This is a genomic window from Paraburkholderia sp. J41, assembly GCF_905220235.1.
Classification (GTDB): Bacteria; Pseudomonadota; Gammaproteobacteria; order Burkholderiales; family Burkholderiaceae; genus Paraburkholderia.
Genome location: NZ_CAJMZE010000018.1, coordinates 110557 through 132791, shown reverse-complemented (window position 1 = coordinate 132791; position 22235 = coordinate 110557). Strand labels below are relative to the sequence as shown.

General features: G+C 66.9%; 24 protein-coding genes. 8 read left to right on the top strand and 16 right to left on the bottom strand.

The window, feature by feature from the left end; translation table 11 throughout:
• Positions 1-103 precede the first annotated feature (103 nt).
• Positions 104-1243, bottom strand: a complete 1140-nt coding sequence (locus U5805_RS19755; RefSeq protein WP_322105178.1) for a sorbosone dehydrogenase family protein — start codon at positions 1241-1243, stop codon at positions 104-106.
• 287 nt (positions 1244-1530) lie between these two features.
• On the opposite strand from U5805_RS19755, the gene rpsP reads away from it, so the two are divergent.
• From rpsP to U5805_RS19725, 6 genes are all read left to right on the top strand, one after another.
• Positions 1531-1794 carry a 30S ribosomal protein S16 gene (rpsP, locus tag U5805_RS19750; protein WP_322105177.1) on the top strand — a complete coding sequence of 88 codons (264 nt, stop codon included), beginning with the start codon at positions 1531-1533 and terminating at the stop codon, positions 1792-1794.
• 90 nt (positions 1795-1884) lie between these two features.
• Complete coding sequence (rimM, locus tag U5805_RS19745; RefSeq protein WP_322105176.1) at positions 1885-2637, top strand: ribosome maturation factor RimM; 753 nt, start codon at positions 1885-1887, stop codon at positions 2635-2637.
• A gap of 49 nt (positions 2638-2686) precedes the next feature.
• A complete protein-coding gene (gene trmD, locus U5805_RS19740) occupies positions 2687-3454 on the top strand; it encodes a tRNA (guanosine(37)-N1)-methyltransferase TrmD (protein WP_322105175.1) in 768 nt (255 codons plus the stop codon).
• A gap of 156 nt (positions 3455-3610) precedes the next feature.
• Complete coding sequence (gene rplS, locus U5805_RS19735) at positions 3611-4006, top strand: 50S ribosomal protein L19 (RefSeq protein WP_092000722.1); 396 nt, start codon at positions 3611-3613, stop codon at positions 4004-4006.
• An 85-nt stretch (positions 4007-4091) separates the two neighbouring features.
• Positions 4092-4778 (top strand): CoA pyrophosphatase, encoded by a 687-nt coding sequence (locus U5805_RS19730; protein WP_322105174.1) that lies wholly within the window; start codon positions 4092-4094, stop codon positions 4776-4778.
• Positions 4779-4919: 141 nt separating this feature from the next.
• The gene (locus U5805_RS19725; RefSeq protein ID WP_322105173.1) at positions 4920-5861 is read left to right on the top strand and encodes a CobD/CbiB family protein; all 942 of its coding nucleotides are present in this window, start codon (positions 4920-4922) and stop codon (positions 5859-5861) included.
• 90 nt (positions 5862-5951) lie between these two features.
• Here the strand turns inward: U5805_RS19725 and U5805_RS19720 are convergent, their stop codons facing one another.
• Genes U5805_RS19720 through U5805_RS19710 form a run of 3 tightly spaced genes read right to left on the bottom strand, consistent with a single transcriptional unit; the run spans position 5952 to position 8577 of the window.
• Complete coding sequence (locus U5805_RS19720; protein WP_322105172.1) at positions 5952-6275, bottom strand: DUF2007 domain-containing protein; 324 nt, start codon at positions 6273-6275, stop codon at positions 5952-5954.
• Positions 6276-6289: 14 nt separating this feature from the next.
• Positions 6290-7303, bottom strand: a complete 1014-nt coding sequence (gene rsgA / locus U5805_RS19715; protein ID WP_322105171.1) for a ribosome small subunit-dependent GTPase A — start codon at positions 7301-7303, stop codon at positions 6290-6292.
• Positions 7300-8577, bottom strand: a complete 1278-nt coding sequence (locus U5805_RS19710; protein WP_322105170.1) for a M48 family metallopeptidase — start codon at positions 8575-8577, stop codon at positions 7300-7302. Before U5805_RS19710 ends, rsgA begins: the two co-directional genes overlap by 4 nt.
• Before the next feature lie 111 nt (positions 8578-8688).
• Between U5805_RS19710 and orn the strand changes: the two genes are divergently transcribed.
• The gene (gene orn / locus U5805_RS19705) at positions 8689-9309 is read left to right on the top strand and encodes an oligoribonuclease (RefSeq protein WP_322105169.1); all 621 of its coding nucleotides are present in this window, start codon (positions 8689-8691) and stop codon (positions 9307-9309) included.
• A gap of 104 nt (positions 9310-9413) precedes the next feature.
• Here the strand turns inward: orn and mog are convergent, their stop codons facing one another.
• The 3 genes from mog to U5805_RS19690 are packed head-to-tail and all read right to left on the bottom strand — an operon-like array spanning position 9414 to position 11120.
• A complete protein-coding gene (mog, locus tag U5805_RS19700) occupies positions 9414-10031 on the bottom strand; it encodes a molybdopterin adenylyltransferase (protein WP_322105168.1) in 618 nt (205 codons plus the stop codon).
• On the bottom strand, positions 10018-10629 hold the full coding sequence (gene yjgA / locus U5805_RS19695; RefSeq protein ID WP_322105167.1) for a ribosome biogenesis factor YjgA: 612 nt from the start codon (positions 10627-10629) through the stop codon (positions 10018-10020). The genes mog and yjgA overlap by 14 nt, the downstream gene beginning before the upstream one ends.
• On the bottom strand, positions 10626-11120 hold the full coding sequence (locus tag U5805_RS19690) for a hypothetical protein (protein ID WP_322105166.1): 495 nt from the start codon (positions 11118-11120) through the stop codon (positions 10626-10628). The genes yjgA and U5805_RS19690 overlap by 4 nt, the downstream gene beginning before the upstream one ends.
• Between U5805_RS19690 and pmbA the strand changes: the two genes are divergently transcribed.
• Positions 11107-12477: a metalloprotease PmbA gene (gene pmbA, locus U5805_RS19685; RefSeq protein WP_322105165.1), complete on the top strand. Its 1371-nt coding sequence runs from the start codon at positions 11107-11109 to the stop codon at positions 12475-12477. The two genes, U5805_RS19690 and pmbA, sit on opposite strands and share 14 nt — an antisense overlap.
• 105 nt (positions 12478-12582) lie before the next feature.
• Here the strand turns inward: pmbA and U5805_RS19680 are convergent, their stop codons facing one another.
• From U5805_RS19680 to U5805_RS19640, 9 genes are all read right to left on the bottom strand, one after another.
• Positions 12583-13080, bottom strand: coding sequence for a dihydrofolate reductase (locus tag U5805_RS19680; protein ID WP_322105164.1), 498 nt, complete (start codon positions 13078-13080; stop codon positions 12583-12585).
• Between the two features lie 174 nt (positions 13081-13254).
• Entirely contained in the window at positions 13255-14802 is a 1548-nt protein-coding gene (locus tag U5805_RS19675; protein WP_415914634.1) for a sigma 54-interacting transcriptional regulator, read from the bottom strand.
• A gap of 4 nt (positions 14803-14806) precedes the next feature.
• Positions 14807-16324: a hypothetical protein gene (locus U5805_RS19670; protein WP_322105162.1), complete on the bottom strand. Its 1518-nt coding sequence runs from the start codon at positions 16322-16324 to the stop codon at positions 14807-14809.
• Positions 16325-16515: 191 nt separating this feature from the next.
• Positions 16516-17397: a peptidase C39 gene (locus U5805_RS19665; protein WP_322105161.1), complete on the bottom strand. Its 882-nt coding sequence runs from the start codon at positions 17395-17397 to the stop codon at positions 16516-16518.
• A gap of 12 nt (positions 17398-17409) precedes the next feature.
• Complete coding sequence (locus U5805_RS19660; protein WP_322105160.1) at positions 17410-18129, bottom strand: C39 family peptidase; 720 nt, start codon at positions 18127-18129, stop codon at positions 17410-17412.
• 268 nt (positions 18130-18397) lie between these two features.
• Positions 18398-19981: a cell wall anchor protein gene (locus U5805_RS19655; RefSeq protein ID WP_322105159.1), complete on the bottom strand. Its 1584-nt coding sequence runs from the start codon at positions 19979-19981 to the stop codon at positions 18398-18400.
• Positions 19982-20008: 27 nt separating this feature from the next.
• Complete coding sequence (locus U5805_RS19650) at positions 20009-20647, bottom strand: hypothetical protein (protein WP_322105158.1); 639 nt, start codon at positions 20645-20647, stop codon at positions 20009-20011.
• Positions 20644-21159 (bottom strand): hypothetical protein, encoded by a 516-nt coding sequence (locus U5805_RS19645; RefSeq protein ID WP_322105157.1) that lies wholly within the window; start codon positions 21157-21159, stop codon positions 20644-20646. The genes U5805_RS19650 and U5805_RS19645 overlap by 4 nt, the downstream gene beginning before the upstream one ends.
• Positions 21160-21382: 223 nt before the next feature.
• Positions 21383-21958 carry a hypothetical protein gene (locus U5805_RS19640; protein WP_322105156.1) on the bottom strand — a complete coding sequence of 192 codons (576 nt, stop codon included), beginning with the start codon at positions 21956-21958 and terminating at the stop codon, positions 21383-21385.
• Between the last annotated feature and the right edge of the window lie 277 nt (positions 21959-22235).

Below are 22235 nucleotides of genomic sequence, written 5' to 3'. Positions count from 1 at the left end.
GGCAGTCGAGGACAGTCGTGGGCGGTCGCCGGGCATTGTATGCCGCGCGCTCGCGCGCGGGCACAAGCGCGCGCTTATGCCCGCGACCACACGCGAACGGCGCCTAGGGCTTGCGGTACGTCACGCGGTAGATCGCGCCCGCGTAGTCGTCGCTGATGAGCAATGAGCCGTCGGGCAGCGGCAGCACGTCGGCGGGGCGGCCCCACTGGCTCTGGTCGGCGTCGAGCCAGCCTTCCGCGAACACTTGCTGGCGCGCGTTCGCGCCGTTCGCGTCCACGCTCACGCGCACCACGCGGTAACCGGCTTTCCTGCTGCGGTTCCAGGAGCCGTGCTCGGCAATGAAGAGGGTGTTCGCGTAATCGGCGGGGAACATCGGGCCGGTGTAGAAGCGCATGCCGAGCGCCGCGACGTGCGCGCCGAGTTTCGCGACGGGCGGCGTGAAGCCGCTGCACGGATGGCCCGCGCCGAATTCGGGATCGGCCACGTTGCCGCCGTGACAATAGGGGAAGCCGAAATCCTCGCCCACGCGCGCGAGGCGGTTGAGTTTGTCGTCGGGGATATCGTCGCCGAGCAGATCGCGGCCGTTGTCGGTGAACCACAGTTCGTGCGTTTGCGGATGCCACGCGAATCCCACCGTGTTGCGAACGCCGCGCGCGATGGTTTCGTAGTGCGAGCCGTCCGGGTTCATGCGGCCGAGCATCGCGTAACGCGTGCGCTGCGGATCGTTCGGCGGCTCGCAGACATTGCAGGGCGCGCCCTGCGGTACATAGAGCTTGCCGTCCGGGCCGAAGGCGATGAACTTCCAGCCGTGGTGGCGCTCCTTCGGCAAGGAATCGGTAACGACGACGGGCCTGGGCGGATCGTCGAGATGGCCGTCGATGCCGGGCAGGCGCACGATCGACGAAACCGCCGAAACGTAGAGCGCGCCGTCGCGCCACGCCACGCCCACGGGCATCGTGAGCCCCGAGGCCACCACGTGGCGCCCGGCGAGCTTGCCGTCCTTGAGTTCGAGCGCGTAGACGTCGCCGGTCATGCTGCCCACGTACAGAATGCCGTTGCCGGAAAGCGTCATTTCGCGCGCGCCGGGCACGTTGTCGGAAAGTACCTCGATATGAAAGCCGGGCGGCAACCGGATGCGCTCGACGGGCAGCGCCGCGCGCGCGAGCGGCGCGACGGCGAGCAGAAGGAGCGCGAGCGCGGCCACGGTCGTTAACCGGCTGGCGCAGCGCGCGCGGCGCGGCATGGGAAAAAGCACCGTATCGCGCGGGTGGCCGGCGCTGCTTTGGCCACTGCTTGGCCGGCGCCGTTGCGGGCTTGCCAGATCCGTCGTCACATTCCGCTCCATGGCCCGTGCGCCGTGGGCGCGAGCCGGTGATAGACCGTTGCGTACCGCCGCCTGCCGCGCGCCGTTGCAGCGCCTGTTCGCCGCCTTGCGCGCAATTTCCGCGTTAAGTGTTTGTTATGCCTCTGGTTTCCAGCTATAATCGCGTGTTTCAGTAGTCCCGAACCCCGGTTTTCAAGGATTTTAGTATGGTCATCATCCGTCTGGCACGCGGCGGCTCGAAGAAGCGCCCGTTCTACAACATCGTCGCAACCGATTCGCGCAACCGTCGCGACGGCCGTTTCATCGAGCGCGTGGGCTTCTACAACCCGATCGCCACCAAGGGTGAATCGCTGCGTATCGCTCAAGATCGCGTGACGTACTGGAAGGAAAACGGCGCGCAAATGTCGCCGGCCGTCGAGCGTCTCGTGAAGGAATCGCAAAAGGCTGCCGCCGCTACGCCGGCTGCTTAAGTCTTTGTCGATTGTCGTACGTGTTTCATCTTCGTGCGCGCACCGCGTGCGTGTACGGGTTTCAAGCCGAGCTGGCCGTGAGGGTTGCCGATGTCCGCGCATGACGACGCCAAATCTGCCGTAAAGGCAAGCCACGCGTCGAGTGACGGAGCGGCCGGCGGCGCAAGTCGCGCAGCGGCTTCGGCCGTTCGCAACGCGCCGTCTTTCGGCGCGTTCGTGCGCAAGCCGGCACGCGAAGGCGCGGCGCAAGCCGCGCCCGTGGCCGAAACGCTGCGTGTCGAATCCGAGGCAAGCTGGCCCGCCGACGCGGTCGAAGTCGGCGCGGTGCTCGATGCTTACGGCCTCAAGGGCTGGATCAAGGTCGCGCCGCATGCGCAAGGTGGCGCCGCGCTGCTTTCGGCGAAGCGCTGGTGGCTCGTGAAGGGCCGCGAAGGTCAGGCGCACCGCACGTATCACTCGGCGGCGCGCGTGAGCGCGAAGGTGCACGGCGACAGCGTCGTCGCGCAACTGGCCGGCGTCGGCGAACGCAATGCCGCGGAGTCGATGCGCGGCGCGCGCGTCTACGTGAGCCGCGCCGAATTTCCCGCGCCGGAAACCGACGAGTATTACTGGGTCGACCTGATCGGTCTCGACGTCGCCAACGAGGCGGGCGTGGAGCTGGGCAAGGTGGCCGACCTCATCGACAACGGCGCGCAGTCGGTGTTGCGCATTACGTATGCGTCCACGAACAAGGAAGGCAAGCCGGCTACCGGCGAGCGCCTGATTCCGTTCGTCGGCGTGTTCGTGAAGACGGTGGACCTGGCGGCGAAGCGTATCGTCGTCGACTGGGAAGCCGATTATTGACCTGGGTTCGATCCCAGGCGTGATCCTGATTCGCTGAACGGAGAGAGCGATGCAGTTCGATGTCGTGACGCTCTTTCCCGAGATGTTCCGCGCGCTGACCGACTGGGGCATCACCAGCCGGGCGGCGAAGCAGCAGCGTTACGCGTTGCGCACGTGGAATCCGCGCGATTTCACGACCGACAACTACCGCACGATCGACGACCGTCCGTATGGCGGCGGCCCCGGCATGGTCATGCTGGCCAGGCCGCTCGAAGCGGCGATCGGCGCGGCCAGAACCGCGCAGGCGCAAGCCGGCGTGAGCGCGCCGCGCGTGCTGTTGATGTCGCCGCAAGGCAAGCCGCTCACGCACGAACGCGTCATGGGTTTCGCGCAGGAGCCGGGTCTCGTGCTGCTGTGCGGGCGTTACGAGGCGATTGACCAGCGGCTCGTCGATCGTCATGTCGACGAGGAAGTGAGCCTCGGCGACTTCGTGCTCTCGGGCGGGGAATTGCCCGCGATGGCGCTTATGGACGCCGTGGTGCGCCATCTGCCGGGCGTGCTCGGCGACGCGCTTTCGGCGGTGCAGGACAGTTTTGTCGATGGTTTGCTCGATTGCCCGCATTACACGCGTCCCGAGGAATACGAGGGCGAGCGCGTGCCCGATGTGCTGCTCGGCGGCCATCACAAGGAAATCGAGCAGTGGCGGCGTCGCGAGTCGCTGCGCAACACGTGGAACAAGCGTCCCGATCTGATCGAGCGGGCGCGCAAGAACAAGATGCTGAGCCGTGCCGACGAGGCGTGGCTCGCGAGTCTCGCAAAGGAATCGAACGGAGCTTGAGGCTTCGGGCGAATCCCGCGCGGGGCGCTCAAGGCGGTGCCGCTTCATGCGTGAACGGCGCCAGTGGTGAACCCATCCTCTATCGGGGCCGTAGTTGCTGTCGTGTCAACGCCAGCGCAGGTACGAACGCCGACAAGATGGCTTTAGGAGTCAGTCATGAATCTGATTGCAAAACTCGAACAGGAAGAAATCCAGCGCGTGCTGGGCGAGAAGACCATCCCCGAATTCGCTCCCGGCGATACGGTGATCGTCAACGTGAACGTGGTTGAAGGTAACCGCAAGCGCGTTCAGGCATACGAAGGCGTCGTGATCGCGAAGCGTAACCGCGGCCTGAACTCGTCGTTCATCGTGCGCAAGATCTCGTCGGGTGAAGGCGTCGAGCGTACGTTCCAGACGTACTCGCCGCTGCTCGCCAGCATCGTGGTGAAGCGTCGCGGCGACGTGCGTCGCGCGAAGCTCTACTACCTGCGCAACCTCTCGGGCAAGAAGGCACGTATCAAGGAAAAGCTGGTGTCGAAAGACCGCGCAGCCGCTCCGGCCGAGCAGGCGTAAAAGCTGTAAGGAAAAAGCACCCTCCGGGGTGCTTTTTTCTTTTTGGCCTCAAAATATCGGCTGATGCGAATAATCGAGACAGCCGTTGATCCGTCCTGTATTTGAACCCGAAAGCCTGCCGATCGAATCGACGGGCGCCGACCTGCCCCCTGTCGATCCCGCGCGGCTCACGCCCGAGGGCCTGCGCGCGCGCTTCGCGCAGCGCCTGCCGTGGGACCCGGAGCCGCAGGAAGCCCGCAAGGCCGATATCCGCGACCCGCGCGAAGCCGCCGTGCTGGTGCCGCTCGTGGTGCGCGCGGGCGGCTTGACCGTGCTGCTCACGCAGCGCGCCGACAATCTCAGCAATCACGCGGGACAGGTGAGTTTTCCGGGCGGCAGCCGCGAGCCCTCGGACGCCACGCCCACGGCCGCCGCGCTGCGCGAGGCGCAGGAAGAAGTCGATCTCGATCCGGCGCGCGTCGAGGTGCTGGGCGCGCTGCCCGACTATCTGACCGGCACCGGGTTTCGCGTGACGCCCGTGATCGGCCTCGTGCATGAACCGTTCACCGTCGCCGCCGACACGCTCGAAGTGGCGAGCATCTTCGAAGTGCCGCTCGCGTTCCTGATGAATCCGGCCAATCACGAGGTGCGCGTGTTCCGCTGGGAAGGCGGCGAGCGCCGCTTTTTCGCGATGCCGTATCCGCAGCAGGGTGCGGCGGTGGGCGCCGACCACTTCATCTGGGGCGCGACGGCGGGCATGTTGCGCAACTTCTATCGCTTCCTGCGCGCCTAGCACGAGGCGCCGGGCGGCGCGCGGCGGCCGCGCGCGACTGTTGCGAGTTTGCTGCCGGGTTTGCCGCCGCGTATCAGGCACATCTGGCCCTGTGATATCGTTGCAAAATTCCAAAAACCCCGAAATTGCACGGCGTTTCGCATGACCTTCTTCTCCGTATTGCTGGCCCTCGTCATCGAGCAGGTGCGGGCGCTTTCGCCCAATAATCCCGTCATGGCGCTCGTGCGCCTCAATGCGGAATGGGCCGCGCACGGCTTCGACGCCGGCAAGCAGAAGCACGGCGTGCTCGCGTGGCTCGTCGTGGTGCTGCCGTGGACGCTCGCCACGGCGCTCGTCTACTACGTGCTCTATCACATCAGCTTCGCGCTGGCGTTTCTCTGGAACGTGGTGGTGGTGTACTTCACGCTCGGCTTCCGGCAGTTCAGCCACTATTTCACCGACATCCACCTCGCGCTGAACAACGACGACGTGCCGCGCGCGCGCGAAATCCTCGCCGAATGGACCGGCATCGACGCCGTGGACATGCCCGTAAGCGAGATCGTGCGCCATACGCTCATCCACGCGGTGGTGGCCTCGCATCGGCACGTGTTCGGCGTGTTCTTCTGGTTTCTCGTGCCGATCGGGCCGGCGGGCGCGGTGCTGTACCGCATCGCCGAATATCTCGCGCGCGAATGGTCGCGGCCCGCCGACGACCGCACGCAGGCGTTTTCGAATTTCGCGCAGCAGGTGTTCTTCGTGATCGACTGGATTCCGGCGCGGCTCACGTCGCTGGGTTTCGCGATCGTCGGGAATTTCGAGGACGCCATCTACGCCTGGCGCAATCACACGAACCAGTGGCCCGACACCAACGAAGGCGTGCTGCTCGCCACGGGCAGCGGCGCGCTGGGCGCGCGCCTTTCGGGGCCGCTTGCCGAAGCGCCGAGCGTCGAGGTCATCGCGCAGCAGCCGGGCGAGGGCGGCCCGTACACGGTCGGCGACGACTGCACGCCGCGCACGCTGCAATCGGCCGTGGGCCTCGTGTGGCGCGCCGTGATCTTGTGGATGATCCTGCTGCTCATGCTGACGATCGCGGTCTGGCTCTAATACGTCCGACACGCCCTACGCGCGCTTCGCAAGAAATAAAGGCCGCTCGCGGCCTTTTTCGTCGATTGGCGCGGCGCTGTCCGGCTCGCGTCAGTCGTCCCTCACATCGCGCTCGCGCCCGCACTGCCAGCACACCGTGAATTGCGCTTCGAGCGTTTCGCCGCAGCGCGCGCAGCGCCATGACGGCGCGCCCGGCGGCGGTCCTTGCGTTGCTTCCTCGATCAGCCGGCGCGCGAGTTTTTCGTCGCGCTCGTCGGTGAGCCAGATTTCCGGCGCGCATTGCTCGGCGGGAATCTCGCCCATCGCGCCGCTCAGGAAGCGGTTGTGCAACTCGCACGGCACGCCCGCTGTCGCGAGAATGTTCATCCAGTGCTGGGCGATCAGCAGATTCGGCGCGCGGACGAGCTTGAGCATGAGCGGCGGCGGCCTCAGCGCACGATCTGGCTGATTTCGTGCACGAGTTGCGCGTAGAGCGCATGACGTTCGGGCGCGATGCGGCCGTCCTGTACCGCTTCGAGAATCGCGCAGCCCGGCTCGTGCAGATGGTGGCAGTTGTAGAAGCGGCAATTCGGCAGCAGCGGCCGGAACTCGGGGAACGCGCGCTCCAGCGTGCCTTCGGTCAGGTGATAAAGGCCGAATTCCTGGAAGCCCGGCGAGTCGATCAGCGCGCCGCCGCCCAGTGTGCTGCCTGGTTTGCCGCCTGGCGTGCCGCTTCGCTCGTCGTCTTCGGAATCGACGTCCGGCAGCTTGTAGAGCCGCGTGAACGTGGTGGTGTGGCGTCCGCTGTTGAGCGCCGTGGAAATTTCGCGCGTGGCGGCCTCGGCGTCGGGAATCAGCAGGTTCACGAGCGTGGATTTGCCCATGCCCGACTGGCCGAGCAGGATCGTCTGATGACCGTGCAGATGCCCGGCCAACGCCGCGCGCGCTTCCTCGGGGCGCCCCTTCACCGACACCTCGATCACCGTGTAGCCGAGCGCGCGGTAGCGTTCGAGGCGCTGGCGCGCGAGCGGCAGCGCGGCTTGCACGTCGATCTTGTTGAGCACGATGAGCGGCGCGAGGCCGTTGGCTTCGGCGGCCACGAGCGCGCGCCCGAGCAGGTCTTCGCTGAAGTGCGGCTCGGTGGCGAGCACGATCAGCAGTTGATCGAGATTCGCCGCGAACAGCTTCGACTTGTATTGATCCGACCGATAGAGCAGATTGCGCCGCTCGCCGATCGCGACGATCACGCCCTGGTCGGCCGAAGTGGCCTGATACTCCACGCGGTCGCCCACGGCCGCTTCGCTTTTCTTGCCGCGCGGGAAGCATTGCAGGTTCGCGCCGCCGTCGTCGGGCGCGACGAGATAGTGGCGCCCGTGCGCGGCGATCACCACGCCGTGCAGCGTGGCGGGGTTGCCCGATGCGGCTTTCGCGCCGCCGGCGGCCTTCGCTGCGCGCCGGTTCATGCGTGCGCGAGCAGGCGGTCGATCCGCTGCGAGGCAGGCGGATGCGAGTAATAGAACGCGGTGTAGAGCGGGTCGGGCGTGAGCGTCGACGCGTTGTCCTCGTACAGCTTCACGAGCGCGTTGACGAGATGCTGCGCGTCCGTTTGCGTGGCGGCGAAGGCGTCGGCCTCGAATTCGTGCTTGCGCGACGAGAGGCTGCCGAGCGGCGTGACGAAGAACAGGAACACGGGTACGGCGAGGAAGAACAGCACGAGCGCGAGCCCTTCGTTGCCGCCGAGCAGCGAAGGCCGCACGCCAAGCCCTTCGAAGAACCACACGCGCTGCGAGAGCCAGCCGAGCAGCGCGAGCAGCACGAGGCTGATCGCGAACGTCACGACCATGCGCTTGACGACGTGGCGGCGTTTGAAGTGGCCGAGCTCGTGCGCGAGCACGGCCTCGATCTCGCTGCCCGAAAGGCGCGCGAGCAGGGTGTCGAAGAACACGATCCGCTTGGCCGCGCCGAAACCGGTGAAATAGGCGTTGCCGTGCGCCGAGCGGCGGCTGCCGTCCATCACGAACAGACCCTTGGCGGCGAAGCCGCAGCGCTGCATGAGCGCCTCGATGCGCGAGCGCAGCGCTTCGTCGCGCAGCGGTTCGAACTTGTTGAAAAGCGGGGCGATGAAGGTGGGATAGAGCACCAGCACGAGCATCTGGAACGCGACCCACACGACCCACGTCCAGAGCCACCAGTAGCTGCCTGCCTGCTTCATGAGCCAGAGCACGACGAAGAGCAGCGGAATGCCGAACGCCGCGCCCACCACGAGCCCCTTGAGGCGGTCCATGAAGAAGATGCGCTTCGTCATGCGATTGAAGCCGAAGCGTTCTTCCACGACGAACTGGCGGTAGTAATCGAGCGGCAGTTCCACCGCGCCCGAAATGGCGAGCACGGCCGCGATCAGCGCGATCTGGCCGACGTAATCGCGCCCGAGCACGTCCGGGATGCCGAGGTCCAGCGCCTGCACGCCGCCGAGCAGCGTGAGCGCGATCAGCACGACGGCGCTCAGCACGATCTCGATCATGCCGAGCCGCGTGCGCGCGATGGTGTAGTCGGCGGCGCGCTGATGCGCGGTCAGGGCGATGGTCGAGGCAAACTGCGCGGGCACCGATTCGCGGTGCGCCGCGACGAAGCGGACCTGGCGCGACGCGAGCCAGAGTTTGGTCGCGACCATGGCGAGCACGGCCACGACGAAGATCGCGCTGAAAACCAGCGCCGAAGAGGGGGACAGATTAGGCATCCAGGAAGTCCGTGGTATCTATGCGACAATTATATGTTCTTGACGGCCCGGCAACGCATCCTCTTCCTTGCACGCCCGCGCCGCGCCTTCCTCGCATCCAGGTTGCCTTTCATGACTGACATCATTCCCGCCGGCCAGGCCGGCCAGAACTCGCCGCTCGAACGCACCGACATGAACCTGATCTGGCTCGACATGGAGATGACGGGCCTCGATCCGGACAACGACCGCATCATCGAGATCGCCGTGGTGGTGACGAATTCGACGCTCGACAAGCTCGTGGAAGGGCCGGTGATCGCGATCCACCAGCCCGAACCGGTGCTCGACCGCATGGACGAGTGGAACCGCAACACGCACGGCCGCTCGGGCCTGACCGAACGGGTGCGCGCCTCCACGATCAGCGAGGAAACGGCCACCGAGCAGATCATGGCGTTTCTCGCGCAATACGTGCCGCCGGGCAAGTCGCCGATGTGCGGCAATTCCATTTGCCAGGACCGCCGCTTCATGGCGCGCTGGATGCCCACGCTGGAGCGTTTTTTCCACTACCGCAATCTCGACGTGAGCACGCTCAAGGAACTGTGCCGCCGCTGGCAGCCGGCCATCTACAAGGGCTTCCAGAAGCGCGCGATGCACACGGCGCTCGCCGACATCCACGAGTCGATCGACGAACTCAAGTACTACCGCGAGCATTTCCTGATTCCGGGCAGCGGCGTGGCGCCCGGCGCCGCCGCTTGAGGCGCTAACGGGAAGCGGCAACGTAAGCGGTAAAGCCGCTTTCCGGTCAGGCGAAAAAAACGCGCGGTCAAGGCCGCGCGTTTTTGCTTCGAGGCGCGAAAAAGTCAGGCGGGGCGCCGCGCGTTTTTCGGCCGGAACGCCGCGACGACGTTCGGATCGGTTTCGACATACGGGCCGCCGATCAGGTCGATGCAGTACGGCACCGCAGCGAAAATGCCGGGAACCTGGACCGCGCCTTGCGCGTCGCGCAGGCCTTCGAGCGTTTCCTTGATCGACTTCGGCTGGCCGGGCAGGTTGATGATGAGCGCCGCGTGATCTTCGGTTTCGCGGATCACGGCCACCTGGCGCGACAAAATTGCCGTCGGCACGAAGTTCAGGCTGATCTGGCGCATCTGCTCGCCGAAACCGGGCATTGCCTTCGTGGCGACGGCCAGCGTCGCTTCGGGCGTCACGTCGCGCCGCGCCGGGCCGGTGCCGCCCGTGGTGAGCACGAGATCGCAGCCCAGGCCGTCGACGAGCGCCGTGAGCGTGGCCGAAATCGTGGCCGCGTCGTCGTGGATCAGGCGCGTCTGCGCGCGCCACGGCGTCTTGAGCGCGCCGCCGAGCCATGCCTCGAGCGCGGGAATGCCCTTGTCCTCGTAGACGCCCGCGGTCGCGCGGTCGCTGACCGACACGAGGCCGATCACGAGTTCGTCGGGATGATTGCGCTCAGGCTTCGTCATGGTCGTGATTCCCGTCGTCGGACGCGTCGCGGCTCTCGTCGCTGTCGTTGCCTTCGCGGCTTGCGTCCTTGATCCACTGGAACAATTCGCGGAAATATTTCGGCGGCTTCGACTGCTCGTGCTCGCGGCGCGTGTTGCGGATCAGCGTGCGGCCTTCCTGGGCGTCGGCGGCGGGGTGCTGGCGCAGGAATTCGGTGAGCGCGGCGTCGTCGGCGAGCAGTTTTTCGCGCGTGCGCTCGATCCAGTGCAGGCGCGCCGTGGCGGCCTTGTTGACGCCGCGATGCTCCTCGAGCTTCGTGCGCAGCGCGGCCACTTCGGCTTCGGTCAGGCCGCGCATCATGCGGCCCACGTACTGGAGCTGGCGGCGCTTGCCTTCGTGGTCGGTGATGCGGCGGCACTCGTGGACGGCGTCCGCGAGATCCTCGGTCATCGGCATGCGCTTGAGCGCGTCTTTCGGCAGTTCCACGAGCGCCTGGCCGAGTTCCTGGAGCGCTTCCATTTCGCGCTTGAGCTGCGATTTGCTCGGGCGGTCGTAGCCGTTGTCGTCGGTTTCGGCGACAGCGTCGTTCATCGGTTGAATGCGGGTTTTGCGTTTCATGGCGCGTATTGTAGCGCGCGCGTGCGCGACGGCCGCGCCGTGCGGCGTCGGGCGGCGTCGGGCGCGCGGCGCGGCGGCGGCCCGAAGGCGGATTCGATGACGGCCGCGGGGTCGCCTTGGGGCGCCTTGTGTCGCTTCGGGTTGCTTCGGTTCGCTTCGGGGCGATTTACCGGCGGCGCGGCGGCGCGGCGGCTTTTCGGGCGATTTATCGGCGGATGGGTGGCGCCGGCGGCGCCGATGGCGGTTCCGGCGCGCCTTGGCGTTACCTTCGAGTCACCTTCGAGCCGACATCGAGCCGACATCGAGCCGACATCGAGCCGCCTTCGATGCGGGCGCGCATACCTTGCTATGATCGCGGGGATGCGTTTGCCGAAGGCGGCGCGCACGAGAGCTTTCGCGCGACGCGGCAACCGCGCAGCGCAATACGACATCAGCGGGCCACGGCAACGCGTGGCCCAGAACCGGACCGTAACGACAATGGCAGCAGACATCGAAGCCCGGCAGCGTTTTTTCCCGCACACCCAGGACGAACTCAAGCAGATCGCCTCCGACATCCTTCGGCACGCGAAGTCGCTCGGCGCGAGCGACGCGGCCACCGAAATTTCCGAAGGCGACGGCTTGTCGGTCTCGGTGCGGCGCGGCGAAGTCGAAACCATCGAGCACAACCGCGACAAGATGGTGGGCGTGACCGTCTACATCGGCCAGAAGCGCGGCAACGCGAGCACCTCGGACTTTTCGGCGCAGGCGCTCAAGGACACCGTGGCGGCCGCGTACAACATCGCGCGCTTCACCGCCGACGACGACTGCGCGGGACTCGCCGAGCCCGACCTGCTCGAAACCGCGCCGCGCGACCTCGACCTCTATCACCCGTGGAATCTCTCGGCCGACGAAGCCGTTGAAATCGCGCGTCGCGCCGAAAACGCCGCGTTCGACGTCGATCCGCGCGTGAAGAACTCGGAAGGCGCGAGCGTTTCGGCGCAGCACTCGCAGTTCGTGCTTGCCACCAGCGGCGGTTTTATCGGCGGGTATCCGTATTCGCGCCATTACATCTCGTGCGCGCCCATCGCGGGCACGGGCCGCCACATGCAGCGCGACGACTGGTACACCTCGCGCCGCAGCGCCGCCGAACTCGCCTCGCCCGAAGCCGTGGGCCGTTACGCCGCCGAGCGCGCGCTCGCGCGCCTGAACGCGCGCGGGCTCGACACGCGCAAGGTGCCGGTGCTGTTCGAGGCGCCGCTCGCCGCCGGGCTGCTGGGGGCGTTCGTGCAGGCCGTGAGCGGTGGCGCGCTGTATCGCAAGACTTCGTTTCTCGTCGACAGTCTCGGCAAGCCGGTGTTCGCGCCGCATATCCAGATCGTGGAAGATCCGCATGTGCCGCGCGCGGCCGGCAGCGCGCCGTTCGACGAGGAAGGCGTGCGCACGCAGCGCCGCGAGGTCGTGAAGGACGGCATCGTGCAGGGCTATTTTCTTTCGTCGTATTCGGCGCGCAAGCTCGGCATGCAAACCACCGGCAATGCGGGCGGCTCGCACAATCTGCAACTGCAAAGCTCGCTCACGCAAGCCGGGGACGACTTCGAGGCGATGCTCAAGAAGCTCGGCACGGGCCTCTTGCTGACCGAGTTGATGGGGCAGGGCGTGAACTTCGTGACGGGCGATTATTCGCGCGGCGCGTCGGGGTTCTGGGTCGAGAACGGCGTGATCCAGTATCCGGTCGAGGAAATCACGGTGGCCTCCACGCTCCAGGAGATGTTCCACAGCATCGTTGCCGTGGGCGCCGATACGCTCGCGCGCGGCACGCGTCAAACGGGCTCGGTGCTGATCGAGCGCATGACGATCGCGGGGCAGTGAGCGCGCCGCGTTAGCGGGGCGTAAAACGGCAAAACGGCGCGCTCAGGCGTGCCGTTTTCGTTTTCGAGCCGGTTTTCGCTGCCGTTCTCGCGGGTGCGGGTGTTTTCAATCGCGCCGCACGTAGCGCACGAACGCGAAGTCGAAGTCGTTCGGCGCATTCGCGCGCAGCGTCTCGCGCGAGGTCTCCTGCCACACGGCGGGGTCGGGCGCGGGGAAGGTGGCGTCGCCGTCGAAATCGGCGGAAATTTCCGTGACGACGAGTTCATGCGCGAGCGCGAGACCTTCGGCATAGAGCTGCGCGCCGCCGATCAGAAACGCCTCGGGCGCGCAATCCCGCGCGGCGAGCACGAGCGCTTCGTCGAGGCTCGTGGCGGTGTCGCAACCGGGAAAGCGCTTGCCGGCGTCGCGCGTGACGACGATGTTGCGGCGCCCCGGCAGCGCGCGGCCGATGGATTCGTGCGTCTTGCGGCCCATGATGATGGGCGCGCCCATGGTGGTGCGTTTGAAAAAGGCGAGGTCTTCGGGCAGTCGCCACGGCAGCGCGTTGTCGCGGCCGATCACGCCGTTGCGGGCGCGCGCGACGATGAGGGTGAGGGTGGTCATCGGGTGAGGAAAAGTGCCAAGGGATCGCACCGATTCTACCCGAGCGGGATCGCGGTCCCGCGGCCGGTCGGTTTTCGCGCCTTGAACCCGCGCTTTGATCCGCGCCTTGATCCGCGTTCCAGGCGTGCGTTCCGGGGGTGCGTTCCGGGGGTGCGTTCCGGGGGGGGGGGCGTTCTAGTCCCGCGCCTCGGGCGGCGCTTCGGATGCGCCTTCGGCGTGCGCACGCGGCTGCGCCGCGGTCTGATTTTCCGCTTCGGCGGCGAAGATCGACTTTTCGTCGCGCAGGCCGTGCGTGCCCATCATTCGGTACAGCGTGACGCGCGAGATGCCGAGATCCGAGGCCGCTTCCGAAAGCCGGTGGCGGTGCCGCAGCAAGGCCGCCTCGATGGCGCGCTTTTCCGCCGCCTCGCGCGCCTGCGCGAGCGTCACGGTCTGCTGCGCCGTGAACTGCGCGAGGTCGAGGTCGTCGGCGGAAATCAGCTTGCTCTCCGCCATGACGATGGCGCGGCGCACGCGGTTGATCAGCTCGCGCACGTTGCCGGGCCAGTTGTAGTTGTACAGGGCCTCGATGGCGTCGGGCGTGAAGCCGCGTATGCGCCGGCCGCTGTCGGACTTGAATTTGTGCAGGACGTGATGCGCGAGAATCTCGATGTCCTTGCCGCGCGCGCGCAGCGGCGGCTCGTCCACGCGCAGCACGCACAGGCGGTGGAACAGGTCGGCGCGAAAGCGTCCGTCGCGCATCGCGGCTTCGAGATCGACGTGCGTGGCCGAAATGATGCGCACGTCGACGGGAATCTGCTCGTGGCCGCCCAGGCGCTCGATCTTGCCTTCCTGGAGAAAGCGCAGCAGGCTCGCCTGGCTTTCCATCGGCAAATCGCCGATTTCGTCGAGAAATAGCGTGCCGCCGTTGGCCGCTTCCACCCGGCCGATCTTGCGCTGGTTCGCGCCCGTGAAGGCGCCGCGCTCGTAGCCGAATAGTTCGGACTGCAAAAGATGGTGCGGAATCGCACCGCAGTTGATCGGCACGAACGGCGCCTTGCGGCGCGGCGAGCGCTCGTGAACGGCGAGCGCCGTGAGTTCCTTGCCGGTGCCCGATTCGCCCGAAAGAAACACGGTGGCGTCGGTGTTGGCGACCTTGCGGATGGTGCGAAAGAGCTGCTGCATCGCTTCGCAGGTGCCGACCATCTGCTCGTCGTCGTGGACGGCCGCGCCTGGCGCGTCGAGGTCGCAAAGCGTGACCATGCCGAACGCGTGGCCCACGAGATAGTCGAGCGTCGCGTGCGCGACCGGCATCTGCACGTAGTCGAAGCAATAGTGGCGAATCATGCGGCGCACGTCGGCGTCGGCGATGCGGGTGCCGTCGGTGAGCGCGATCCAGCCCACCTGCTGCAAGCGCAGGATCGCTTCGAGCCCGGCGAATTCGCGCGGCGCGAAGCCGGTGAGATCGACGATGCCCGCGCACGGCGCGTCGGGTTTCACGAGCCGCGAGGCTTCGTGCGCGGTGCGCGCGGTCGCAAGCTCCCAGCCGCGGCCTTTCAGAAACGCGCCGAGCAGCGGGTCGGGCGCGCGCGCGACGTACAGCAGCGTGCGCTCGGGCAGCGCCGCGACGTGCGCCTCGCGCGCGCTGCGCACGAGGTTCGCATCGGCCGCGCGCGGACTCGATCCGGCAAGCGGTGTCACGGTGGCGCTCAGGTGAGAGGATTCGCGCACGATCTGCCTCATGTCGTCAGAAGGTGTAAGGGAAGCGCACGCCGACGACGAAGTTCGGCGCGTCGGGCGTGAGGCCCACCGACACCGCGCCGTTGATCGTCAGGTGCTTGTTGACTACGTGATTCAGGCCGAAGTTGAGCACCGAGGCCGTGGTTTCGCTGCCCGGCACGCCGCTCCAGCCGCCGCCCGGCGACCTGGTTTTGGACTGCGGCTCGATCGCCATGGTGTAGGAAATGCTCGCGGAATCCTTGTCGGAGAACGCGAGCGCGACGCCGCCGCCGAACTGCACGATGTCGCCGAGCTTCACCTTGGCGGGCTGCGTCTGGCCGATCACCGAGGAGATGTCGGCGAACGAGCGCGCGATGTTGTAGGTGTACGAAAGGCTGCCGAACAGCACCACCGGGTCGTAGGTCTTGAGCACCGAGAGACCGGCCGTGACGTTCCAGAAGCCCGTTCCCGTGGGCAGCTTGCTCGGCGCGACGAGATTGGTGTTGTCGGGCGTGAGCTGCTGCACCTTGATGCCGAAGGGCGACGTGCCCGTGGGCGTTTTCACGCGCAGGCTGCCGACCACGTCGGGCAGATTGCTGGTTTCCTTCAGGAACTGGTAGTAGATCCCGAAGTTCACGTCGCCGATGGCGTTCGAGTTCACCGAGGCGTCGGACAGCGTGCTTGCCGAGCCGCCCGCGCCGCCCACGATGAAGCTGCTGTGGCGATACACGTAGGGCACGTCGACGTCGATGCTCATGCGGTCGGTGATGCCGTACCGCGTGTCGAGATCGGCCATTACCTGGTGCGACTTGGTCTGCCCCAGGTTGATGTTGCCGAGGAAGATCGCGTCGAGCGCGAGGAAGCCCGAAAGCTGGAGCTGGCGGCGGTCGTAATAGGTGTCGCTGATGCCCCAGTCGAGCGTGAGCTTGTGATCGAACAGCGGCGCATGCTCGCGCTGCACGACGGCTTCCTCGGCCTGCGTGCGCGAGGGCTCGGCGTTCTTTTGCGTCTCGCCGATGGTGGCGTTGCCCGTGGCCGCGCCCGTGGCGGCGCCCGTGGCGGCGCTTGACGGGTTCGCGGGGTTCGCGGACGCGTTCGGGTTCACGCCCACGGGCGCGCCTTGTTGCGGCCCGCTCGACGCCGAAGCGCCGGTCGCGCCCGAGGTCGTGCCCGCGTCGGGCGAGGGCGGGTTGACGGGCACGCCCGTGGCCGTGCCGGTGAGCGCGCCGGGCGCGGCCGCTCCCGGCAGGGCCTGGGCGAGCGGCGGCAAGGGCACGGGCAGGCCGTCGGCGCCGGGCTGATCGGCCACGGCCGCGTCGGGCGCCGCGGCCATCGCGGCCGCGCCCGGCATGCCGCGCCCGCGCTGCGACATCTCGAGGTTCGTCACCTGTCGTTCGAGCGACTGGATCTGCCGTTGCTGTTCGTCCACCACACGCATGAGCGTGTTCAGGCGGTCTTCCAGCGACTGGTTTTGCAGCGCCTGGGCGTCGGCGCACTGCGAAAGCGCGAACAGCAAGACCGCGGCTGGAATGACGGCCAGCCTCATGCGAGGCGCCGCCGTTCTCGACATCGTGTTCATTCTTGTTTCCCCCGGATCGAATGCGGGCGCAAGGAGGAACCCCCTGGTTCCGCGCCCGCGCACGTCGATGCTCCTTCTTCAAGTGCCTGTTTCCGTGTGCGGGTGCGTTGCCCGCCGGTCGTCTCCTTCGTGATGGGCCGCGCGTCGCGGCTGCCGGGTTAATGCAGGTTGCGCAGCGCCTGGAGTACGCCGGTCTGCCGGATCATCTGCGACGTCATCTGCTGCGTTTGCAGACTCAGTTGCAACTGGTTGGCGACCTGCTGGTTATTGCCTGCGACCTGAAGCAGTTGGGCGATGGCGCCGGCCTGTTGCGCGCCGCCCGGTACGATGTTTTGCGTGGCGATGCCGGCCGGCGTTTGCAGCGTGACGCTCACGCCGTTGTTGCCGAACGAGATGCCCGCCTTGATGCTGCCGCTCGCGTTCGAGGCGGCGGCGCTCGACTGGCCGGCGGCGCCGGGCAGGTTCGCGGTCTGCGCCGCGTTGTTGTCCCAGGCGATGGTCGCGGCGTTGGCGCCCGCGTTGCCGTTGCCGGCCACCTGGGTGATCTGCGAAACGCCGTTGACCGTCACGTTCTGGCCGCCGGCGGCCGTGGCGTTGGGGCTCGCGCCGCTCGTCTGCGCGGTGGTGCCGCCCGGCGCCGGGTCCACCACCTTCGCGTAGGTCTGCACCTGGGCGTTGATCTGGTTCGCCGCGTTCTGCGCGACGGCCAGCGCACCCTGCGCGACCGCCGACGCGCCGTTGGGCAACTGCCATTGCGAGAGCAGGTTCAGCACGAACCCGGAGATCATTTCGCTGCCCGCGTACTTGCCGGACTGATGCGAGAGCACGTCGTCGCCGACGGCCTCGCAGTGGATCGCCCGCGTCGTCTGGCCGGCGGCGGAAAGAAACGCCGGCACGGCTTGCATGGTCTGCACGGCCTGTGGCGAGGCCGGCTGCGAGGCGGCGATGCTTTCGGCGGCTGACGCGGCACCGCTCGCGAAAGCGCAGGCGAGCGCGCAGACGCCTGCCGCGATGCCACACTGTGAGAGGTTGCGGTTCATGACTCTGGACTTTCAGAACATGACGGCCTTGTCGAGGCCGTATTCGAAAAAGGGTGTCGCCGCGGTGCCGTTGTGCAAGGCCCCTTCACGCAGCTTGAGCGCGAGCGACTCGTTGTTCTGCAACAGCGGAGAGTCCTCCAGAAACGGTTTGCCGAGCACCGCGAAGACGAGGCCGTTCCAGGTCTTCGTGAAGTCGTCCTCGGCGACGATGCGATTGCCGAGCGCGGGGTCCGCGATGAAGATGCGGCCGTCCTCGGCATGCTTGACGATCACGAAGTGCTCGTAGCCCGAGATGTTCATCAGGACGAGCACGGGGATTTGCAGGTGGTAGAGCGCGTCGACGTTCACGCGAAAACCCCGGCCGCGCAGGCCGATCGTCTCCACGAACTTCTTCATGTCGAGCATGGAAAAGCCGTTCTTGACGACCACCTCGGGCGAGGAGAACACCATCATCTGGCGGATCAGTTCCGGTTCGGGAATGTCGATGCCGTAGCCATACTTCAGCAGCGTCGCCAGCGCGGCGGCGCCGCAACTGTAGTCGTACTGCTGGTTGACGATGCTGCGGTAGCGAAGGTCTCGCATGGAGCGGATCGGAAGCTTGATCGGCACGCCCACGAGGTTGGTCGCATCGAGCGTCGACTGCGCATGGACCGGCGCGAACGCCGCGCCGACGGCGAGCGTCAGCGCGACGGCGCAGATCCTTGACGCCGGGGACGAAACGGACCCGGACATGGTGGTCTCCTCTCGACCGCGCCGGCGCTTGCAGGATTGCGAGCCGGCCAGCGGTCCTTGCACAGCTTCTGGTTCACGCCCCGCCGCGGGTGCGGGCGGCGGCGCGTCGGGGTAGTGCGTCGGTTGCCTCGACTGCGTGTGCTGCTCGTGCTGTTTATGTTTTCTGGTGCTGCGCGTTGCGTCGTTGCGTCTGCCGAAGCGGGTCCCGCGTGCTGCCGCGGGACCCGTCGCGCTGGCGATCCTGTCGCGGATCGAACGCCGGCCGTGTTCAGTGGCCGTTGTTCATGGCGGCGATCGCCATGCCGTTGTGCTGGAGGTTGCCGATGCCGCCGGCGATGTTCACGCCGATGTTGCCGGTCGCGCCCGTGAGCGTGTTCGCGCCGAGGCTCGCGGTGCCCTGGAACTGGCCGTTCGCGTTCATGCTGGCGTTTTGCACGTTGTTGTCGGTGGCGACCATGGCGACCGTCGCGTACGAACCCGCGGTGGAAGTCGTGACCGAGCCGGCGAGGCTGTTGTTCTGCGCGTTGCCGATACCCGACGCGACGTTCACGCCCACGTTGCCCGACACGCCCGCGAGCGAGCCGTCGCCGACCGACGCGTTGAGGTTGAAGTTCTTCACCGTGGCCGAGCCGCTCGACGCCTGGTTGTTGAACACCTGCGCGTTGCCGAACACGTTGCCCATGTCGACGGAAGCGAGCGCGACGTCGTTGCTCTGCGCGTTGTTGATGCCTTCCGCGATGTTCACGCCCAGGTTGCCCGTCACGCCCGTTGCGGCGTTGCTGCCCGTGTTGGCGTCGAGCGTGCCCGCCTGCTGCGTGTTGATGTGCTGCGTGACGGAGCCGGTCGTGTGTTCGTCGACGGTGTTGAGCGAATCGCTCACGTTGTAGCCCCAGCCGCTCGACGCCGTGTTCGCATACGACGACGACTGGCTATGCGAAGCCGAGTTGCTGGACGACGCGCTGTCCGTGTGCGCGTAGCTCGTCGACGAAGTCTTTTGCCGGCTGCTCGAGCCGTTCACGTTGGCCGTGAGCGAGGCGTTGGCCGTGCCGTCGGCGTAGGCCGTATTGGCGCTCGTCGTGGCGTTGCTCGACTTCTTCGTGTCGGTGTTGTTCCAGGCCGAACCGATGTTGGTCGTGTCGCTGTTGTTATGCGAGTTCGCACGGGTGTGCGTCGTGCCTTCCGAACCCGAGGCCTGCAACGAGGCGGCGCCGTTGTGCGAGTTGCCGCTGCTGGCCCACGATGCGCCCACCGTGAAGCCGCCGCTGCCGTTCTGCGATGTCGTCGACGTATTGCTGCCCTGGCTCGCATAGCTCTTGCCGTACTGCTTGCTGCCGACATCGCTCGAACTGCTGTTCGAGGTGGACTTGCTCGACCCGCCGTCGTCGGTGGCGACGTGATAGTCCGCGCTCGCGCTCGCGTTCAGGCTCTTGCCGAAGCTCGAGTTGCTCGACGAGCCTTTCGTCGTGGAGGCGTTCGCCTGATGCGATTGCGAAGCGCTGTTCGACGCCGACCCGCTGCTCGACGAGCTGCCGTTCGAATACTTGTAGAACGAGTTCGCGCCCGTGCCGTTCACGCTTTGCGTGCTGTCGTTGAAGGTCGTTTTGATGTTGCCGCTCAGATAGCTCTGGGCTTGCGCCGTCAGCGTGCCGCCGCCCGCCGTTTGCGTGTTGTTGATGACGGCGCCCGCGGTGCTCGAGACCGAGACGCAGCCGAACAGACGCACGTAACCGTCGATGCCCACGCCTTCGCTGACGCCCGTGGCGTTGAACAGATACGCCATGTTCGATGGAACGGCGTAAGCGGAACCGGCCGCCGACGCCAACACTGCCGCTGCTATGAGGGTGCGCTTCATGATTTCGCTCCGATACTGAGTGGTCAGTTAGAAAAGAGTGCCCGCCGGGGGACGGAGCACAAAACTGTTTGCCGTGACGTTACCGGCACCGGCTGCCTGGTTCACCTGCACTAGGCCCGTCGCATTCCTGAATGCCGCATTGTCGATGCGTACCTCACGAATGCCCCCTGCCTGGGCTCTTTGCCCCTGGCTGCCGTTCGTCGCGGCCGCCGCGGACAGTTCCCCGTCCGAGACCGCCACGACCCCATTCACACCACTGCCGATGAGTGCAGTGTTGCGCTGGACATTGCCCACGCCCGCCGACTGATTCACCATCGTCGCGCCGGTCGTGTTGGCGAAAGCGCCCGCGCCGATCGTCGCGCCGGCGTTCCTCACGCGCGCCGTGACGGTTGCGAGCTGTTCGTCGCTGTTGACGCTGACGACCGTGTTGTTGCCGGTCGTGATCGTCAGTTGGTTGGCCTGGACGTTGTTGACGCCGGCCGTTTCGTTCACCGCGAGCGCGCCCGCCGTCGAGGTCGCGGCATTGGGCGCGATGGTCGAGGTGGCGCCCACCGTGGCTTGTGCGTGCGCGGCGCCGGCGAAGCTCGCGCCCAGGAGCAGGGCGGCACACGCGAGCAACGCGCGCGGCGCGCAGGCGGCGGGAATGTCGCGGAACATGCGGCTCATTTGATGGCTCCCAGCGCGCCGGCCGCGCCCGTGAGCGGCGCGAGCGCGCCGGTGATGGTGGAGGAAATCGTGCCGCCCAGGCCGCCCGCCATGCCGCCGCTCGCGCCGGGTCCGGCGGCCGTGTTCGAGCCCGTGGCGTTGCCCGAGAGGATGTGCGTGATTGCCTGCATGCCCGCGGCCTGGGCGCTCATCGCGCCGTTCGCGTTCACGCCGCTCGAACCTCGGGCGTTGGTGAGGTCGGTGTCGGTGACGAGCGTGGCCATCGCCGGGTCGAAGCTGTTCTTCGGGAAGGTGGTGGCGCGCACCAGCACGGGGTCCTGGCTTTTCGGCACGCTGGCGAAAGCGCTGCGCGGCGTGACGTCGCGCTCGACGATGATGTCGCCGGGATTGACGACCTGCGCCGCCGCGCTTGCCGCGACGCCCGCCGCGAGCAGGCCGCACAGCGCCGCGGCCGCGCGGATCGAACGCCGGCTTGCGCCGGGCGTCGCACTGCGTGCTCTCCGTACTCTCATTTCGGTCTCCTTGTCCGGGGGCGCTTCGTGCCGTGCCGCGCCGCCCGACTCCGCGTCGCTCGTGGCGGCGCGGTCTGCTATTTCTCGAATGCTTTCCTGCTGTTTTCTTGCCGACCGCCTGCTGCTTTCCTGCGTTCGTTCGTTACGCTTTCGCCGGCGGCTTGCCGGTCGTTTTCCCGCCGTTCGCGGTTCGTGTGCGGTTCGTGTGCGGTTCGTCGCCCGGTTACTTGCGCGTGTAGTTCGCGACGTTGCCTTGCGCGTTCTGCGAGGCGTCGACGGGAATCGGCAGCGGCGCTGGCGGCGCGATCTCGTCCCAGAGCGTCACGCCGTTCACGCCGCGCATGAGCTGCGGCGTGGCGGCCACCATCACCATGCCGACGGCGCCGCCGCGCTGGCGCGAAAGCGTCGAATCGTCGAGCGCGCCCGTGCTGGCGAAGAGGCTTTCGTCGCCGTAGGGCACCGGGTCGGCGGCGGGGCGCGGCGTCATGACGGCCGCACTCGCGTCGTCGCCGACGTTTGCTTGCGTCGCGCCCGCGCTGGCGGATAAATCCTGTGCGTCGGCGTCGGCGTCGGGCGTCGCCGGGGCGAGCGTCGCGGTTGTTGCAGGAACGACATCCGTTGCGGCATTCGTCGCGGCGGCGATGCTCGCGGCCGGCGCCGTCGATTCGTCGACCGATTGGGCGTGCGCGAGCGGTGCGAGCGCGAGCAGCACGGCGGGCACGACGGGAACGAGCGCGGCGGCGCAGGCGCGGCCGCTGCCGATGACACTGCGCCGGACTTGCTGGATGTTGAGTCGCATGGCGTATCTCCTGGTGCGAGACATTTAGCGAAACGTGTGCCATCGGCCGCAATCCGTTGATGCGCTTCGGGTCCTGCCAACTGCTGCGAATCCTGAATGGCGGATATACGCCAAAACGTTTCAGTGTTGAAACGCGAGGCCGCTTAAAACGCCTTGGCAATGCCAAACGGTTTCAAGGGAGAAAAGGTTGCGCGCACACCCGCGCAAGTTATTTTGGGTATTAAGCGAATGGAAACATGCGTAATTATTTCTGCATCCGCCAAATACAAATCGGTAA

What these genes read in the sequence shown, in the direction of transcription:
- U5805_RS19640 (WP_322105156.1), bottom strand. Translation starts at nt 21,958, where the DNA reads ATGCGACTCAACATCCAGCAAGTCCGGCGCAGTGTCATCGGCAGCGGC.
- rplS (WP_092000722.1), top strand. Translation starts at nt 3,611, where the DNA reads ATGAATCTGATTGCAAAACTCGAACAGGAAGAAATCCAGCGCGTGCTG.
- U5805_RS19725 (WP_322105173.1), top strand. Translation starts at nt 4,920, where the DNA reads ATGACCTTCTTCTCCGTATTGCTGGCCCTCGTCATCGAGCAGGTGCGG.
- trmD (WP_322105175.1), top strand. Translation starts at nt 2,687, where the DNA reads ATGCAGTTCGATGTCGTGACGCTCTTTCCCGAGATGTTCCGCGCGCTG.
- U5805_RS19720 (WP_322105172.1), bottom strand. Translation starts at nt 6,275, where the DNA reads ATGCTCAAGCTCGTCCGCGCGCCGAATCTGCTGATCGCCCAGCACTGG.
- U5805_RS19755 (WP_322105178.1), bottom strand. Translation starts at nt 1,243, where the DNA reads ATGCCGCGCCGCGCGCGCTGCGCCAGCCGGTTAACGACCGTGGCCGCG.
- U5805_RS19680 (WP_322105164.1), bottom strand. Translation starts at nt 13,080, where the DNA reads ATGACCACCCTCACCCTCATCGTCGCGCGCGCCCGCAACGGCGTGATC.
- U5805_RS19650 (WP_322105158.1), bottom strand. Translation starts at nt 20,647, where the DNA reads ATGAGCCGCATGTTCCGCGACATTCCCGCCGCCTGCGCGCCGCGCGCG.
- mog (WP_322105168.1), bottom strand. Translation starts at nt 10,031, where the DNA reads ATGACGAAGCCTGAGCGCAATCATCCCGACGAACTCGTGATCGGCCTC.
- U5805_RS19710 (WP_322105170.1), bottom strand. Translation starts at nt 8,577, where the DNA reads ATGCCTAATCTGTCCCCCTCTTCGGCGCTGGTTTTCAGCGCGATCTTC.
- pmbA (WP_322105165.1), top strand. Translation starts at nt 11,107, where the DNA reads ATGGCAGCAGACATCGAAGCCCGGCAGCGTTTTTTCCCGCACACCCAG.
- U5805_RS19690 (WP_322105166.1), bottom strand. Translation starts at nt 11,120, where the DNA reads ATGTCTGCTGCCATTGTCGTTACGGTCCGGTTCTGGGCCACGCGTTGC.
- rimM (WP_322105176.1), top strand. Translation starts at nt 1,885, where the DNA reads ATGTCCGCGCATGACGACGCCAAATCTGCCGTAAAGGCAAGCCACGCG.
- rsgA (WP_322105171.1), bottom strand. Translation starts at nt 7,303, where the DNA reads ATGAACCGGCGCGCAGCGAAGGCCGCCGGCGGCGCGAAAGCCGCATCG.
- rpsP (WP_322105177.1), top strand. Translation starts at nt 1,531, where the DNA reads ATGGTCATCATCCGTCTGGCACGCGGCGGCTCGAAGAAGCGCCCGTTC.
- U5805_RS19660 (WP_322105160.1), bottom strand. Translation starts at nt 18,129, where the DNA reads ATGTCCGGGTCCGTTTCGTCCCCGGCGTCAAGGATCTGCGCCGTCGCG.
- U5805_RS19675 (WP_415914634.1), bottom strand. Translation starts at nt 14,802, where the DNA reads ATGAGGCAGATCGTGCGCGAATCCTCTCACCTGAGCGCCACCGTGACA.
- orn (WP_322105169.1), top strand. Translation starts at nt 8,689, where the DNA reads ATGACTGACATCATTCCCGCCGGCCAGGCCGGCCAGAACTCGCCGCTC.
- U5805_RS19665 (WP_322105161.1), bottom strand. Translation starts at nt 17,397, where the DNA reads ATGAACCGCAACCTCTCACAGTGTGGCATCGCGGCAGGCGTCTGCGCG.
- yjgA (WP_322105167.1), bottom strand. Translation starts at nt 10,629, where the DNA reads ATGAAACGCAAAACCCGCATTCAACCGATGAACGACGCTGTCGCCGAA.
- U5805_RS19655 (WP_322105159.1), bottom strand. Translation starts at nt 19,981, where the DNA reads ATGAAGCGCACCCTCATAGCAGCGGCAGTGTTGGCGTCGGCGGCCGGT.
- U5805_RS19645 (WP_322105157.1), bottom strand. Translation starts at nt 21,159, where the DNA reads ATGAGAGTACGGAGAGCACGCAGTGCGACGCCCGGCGCAAGCCGGCGT.
- U5805_RS19670 (WP_322105162.1), bottom strand. Translation starts at nt 16,324, where the DNA reads ATGAGGCTGGCCGTCATTCCAGCCGCGGTCTTGCTGTTCGCGCTTTCG.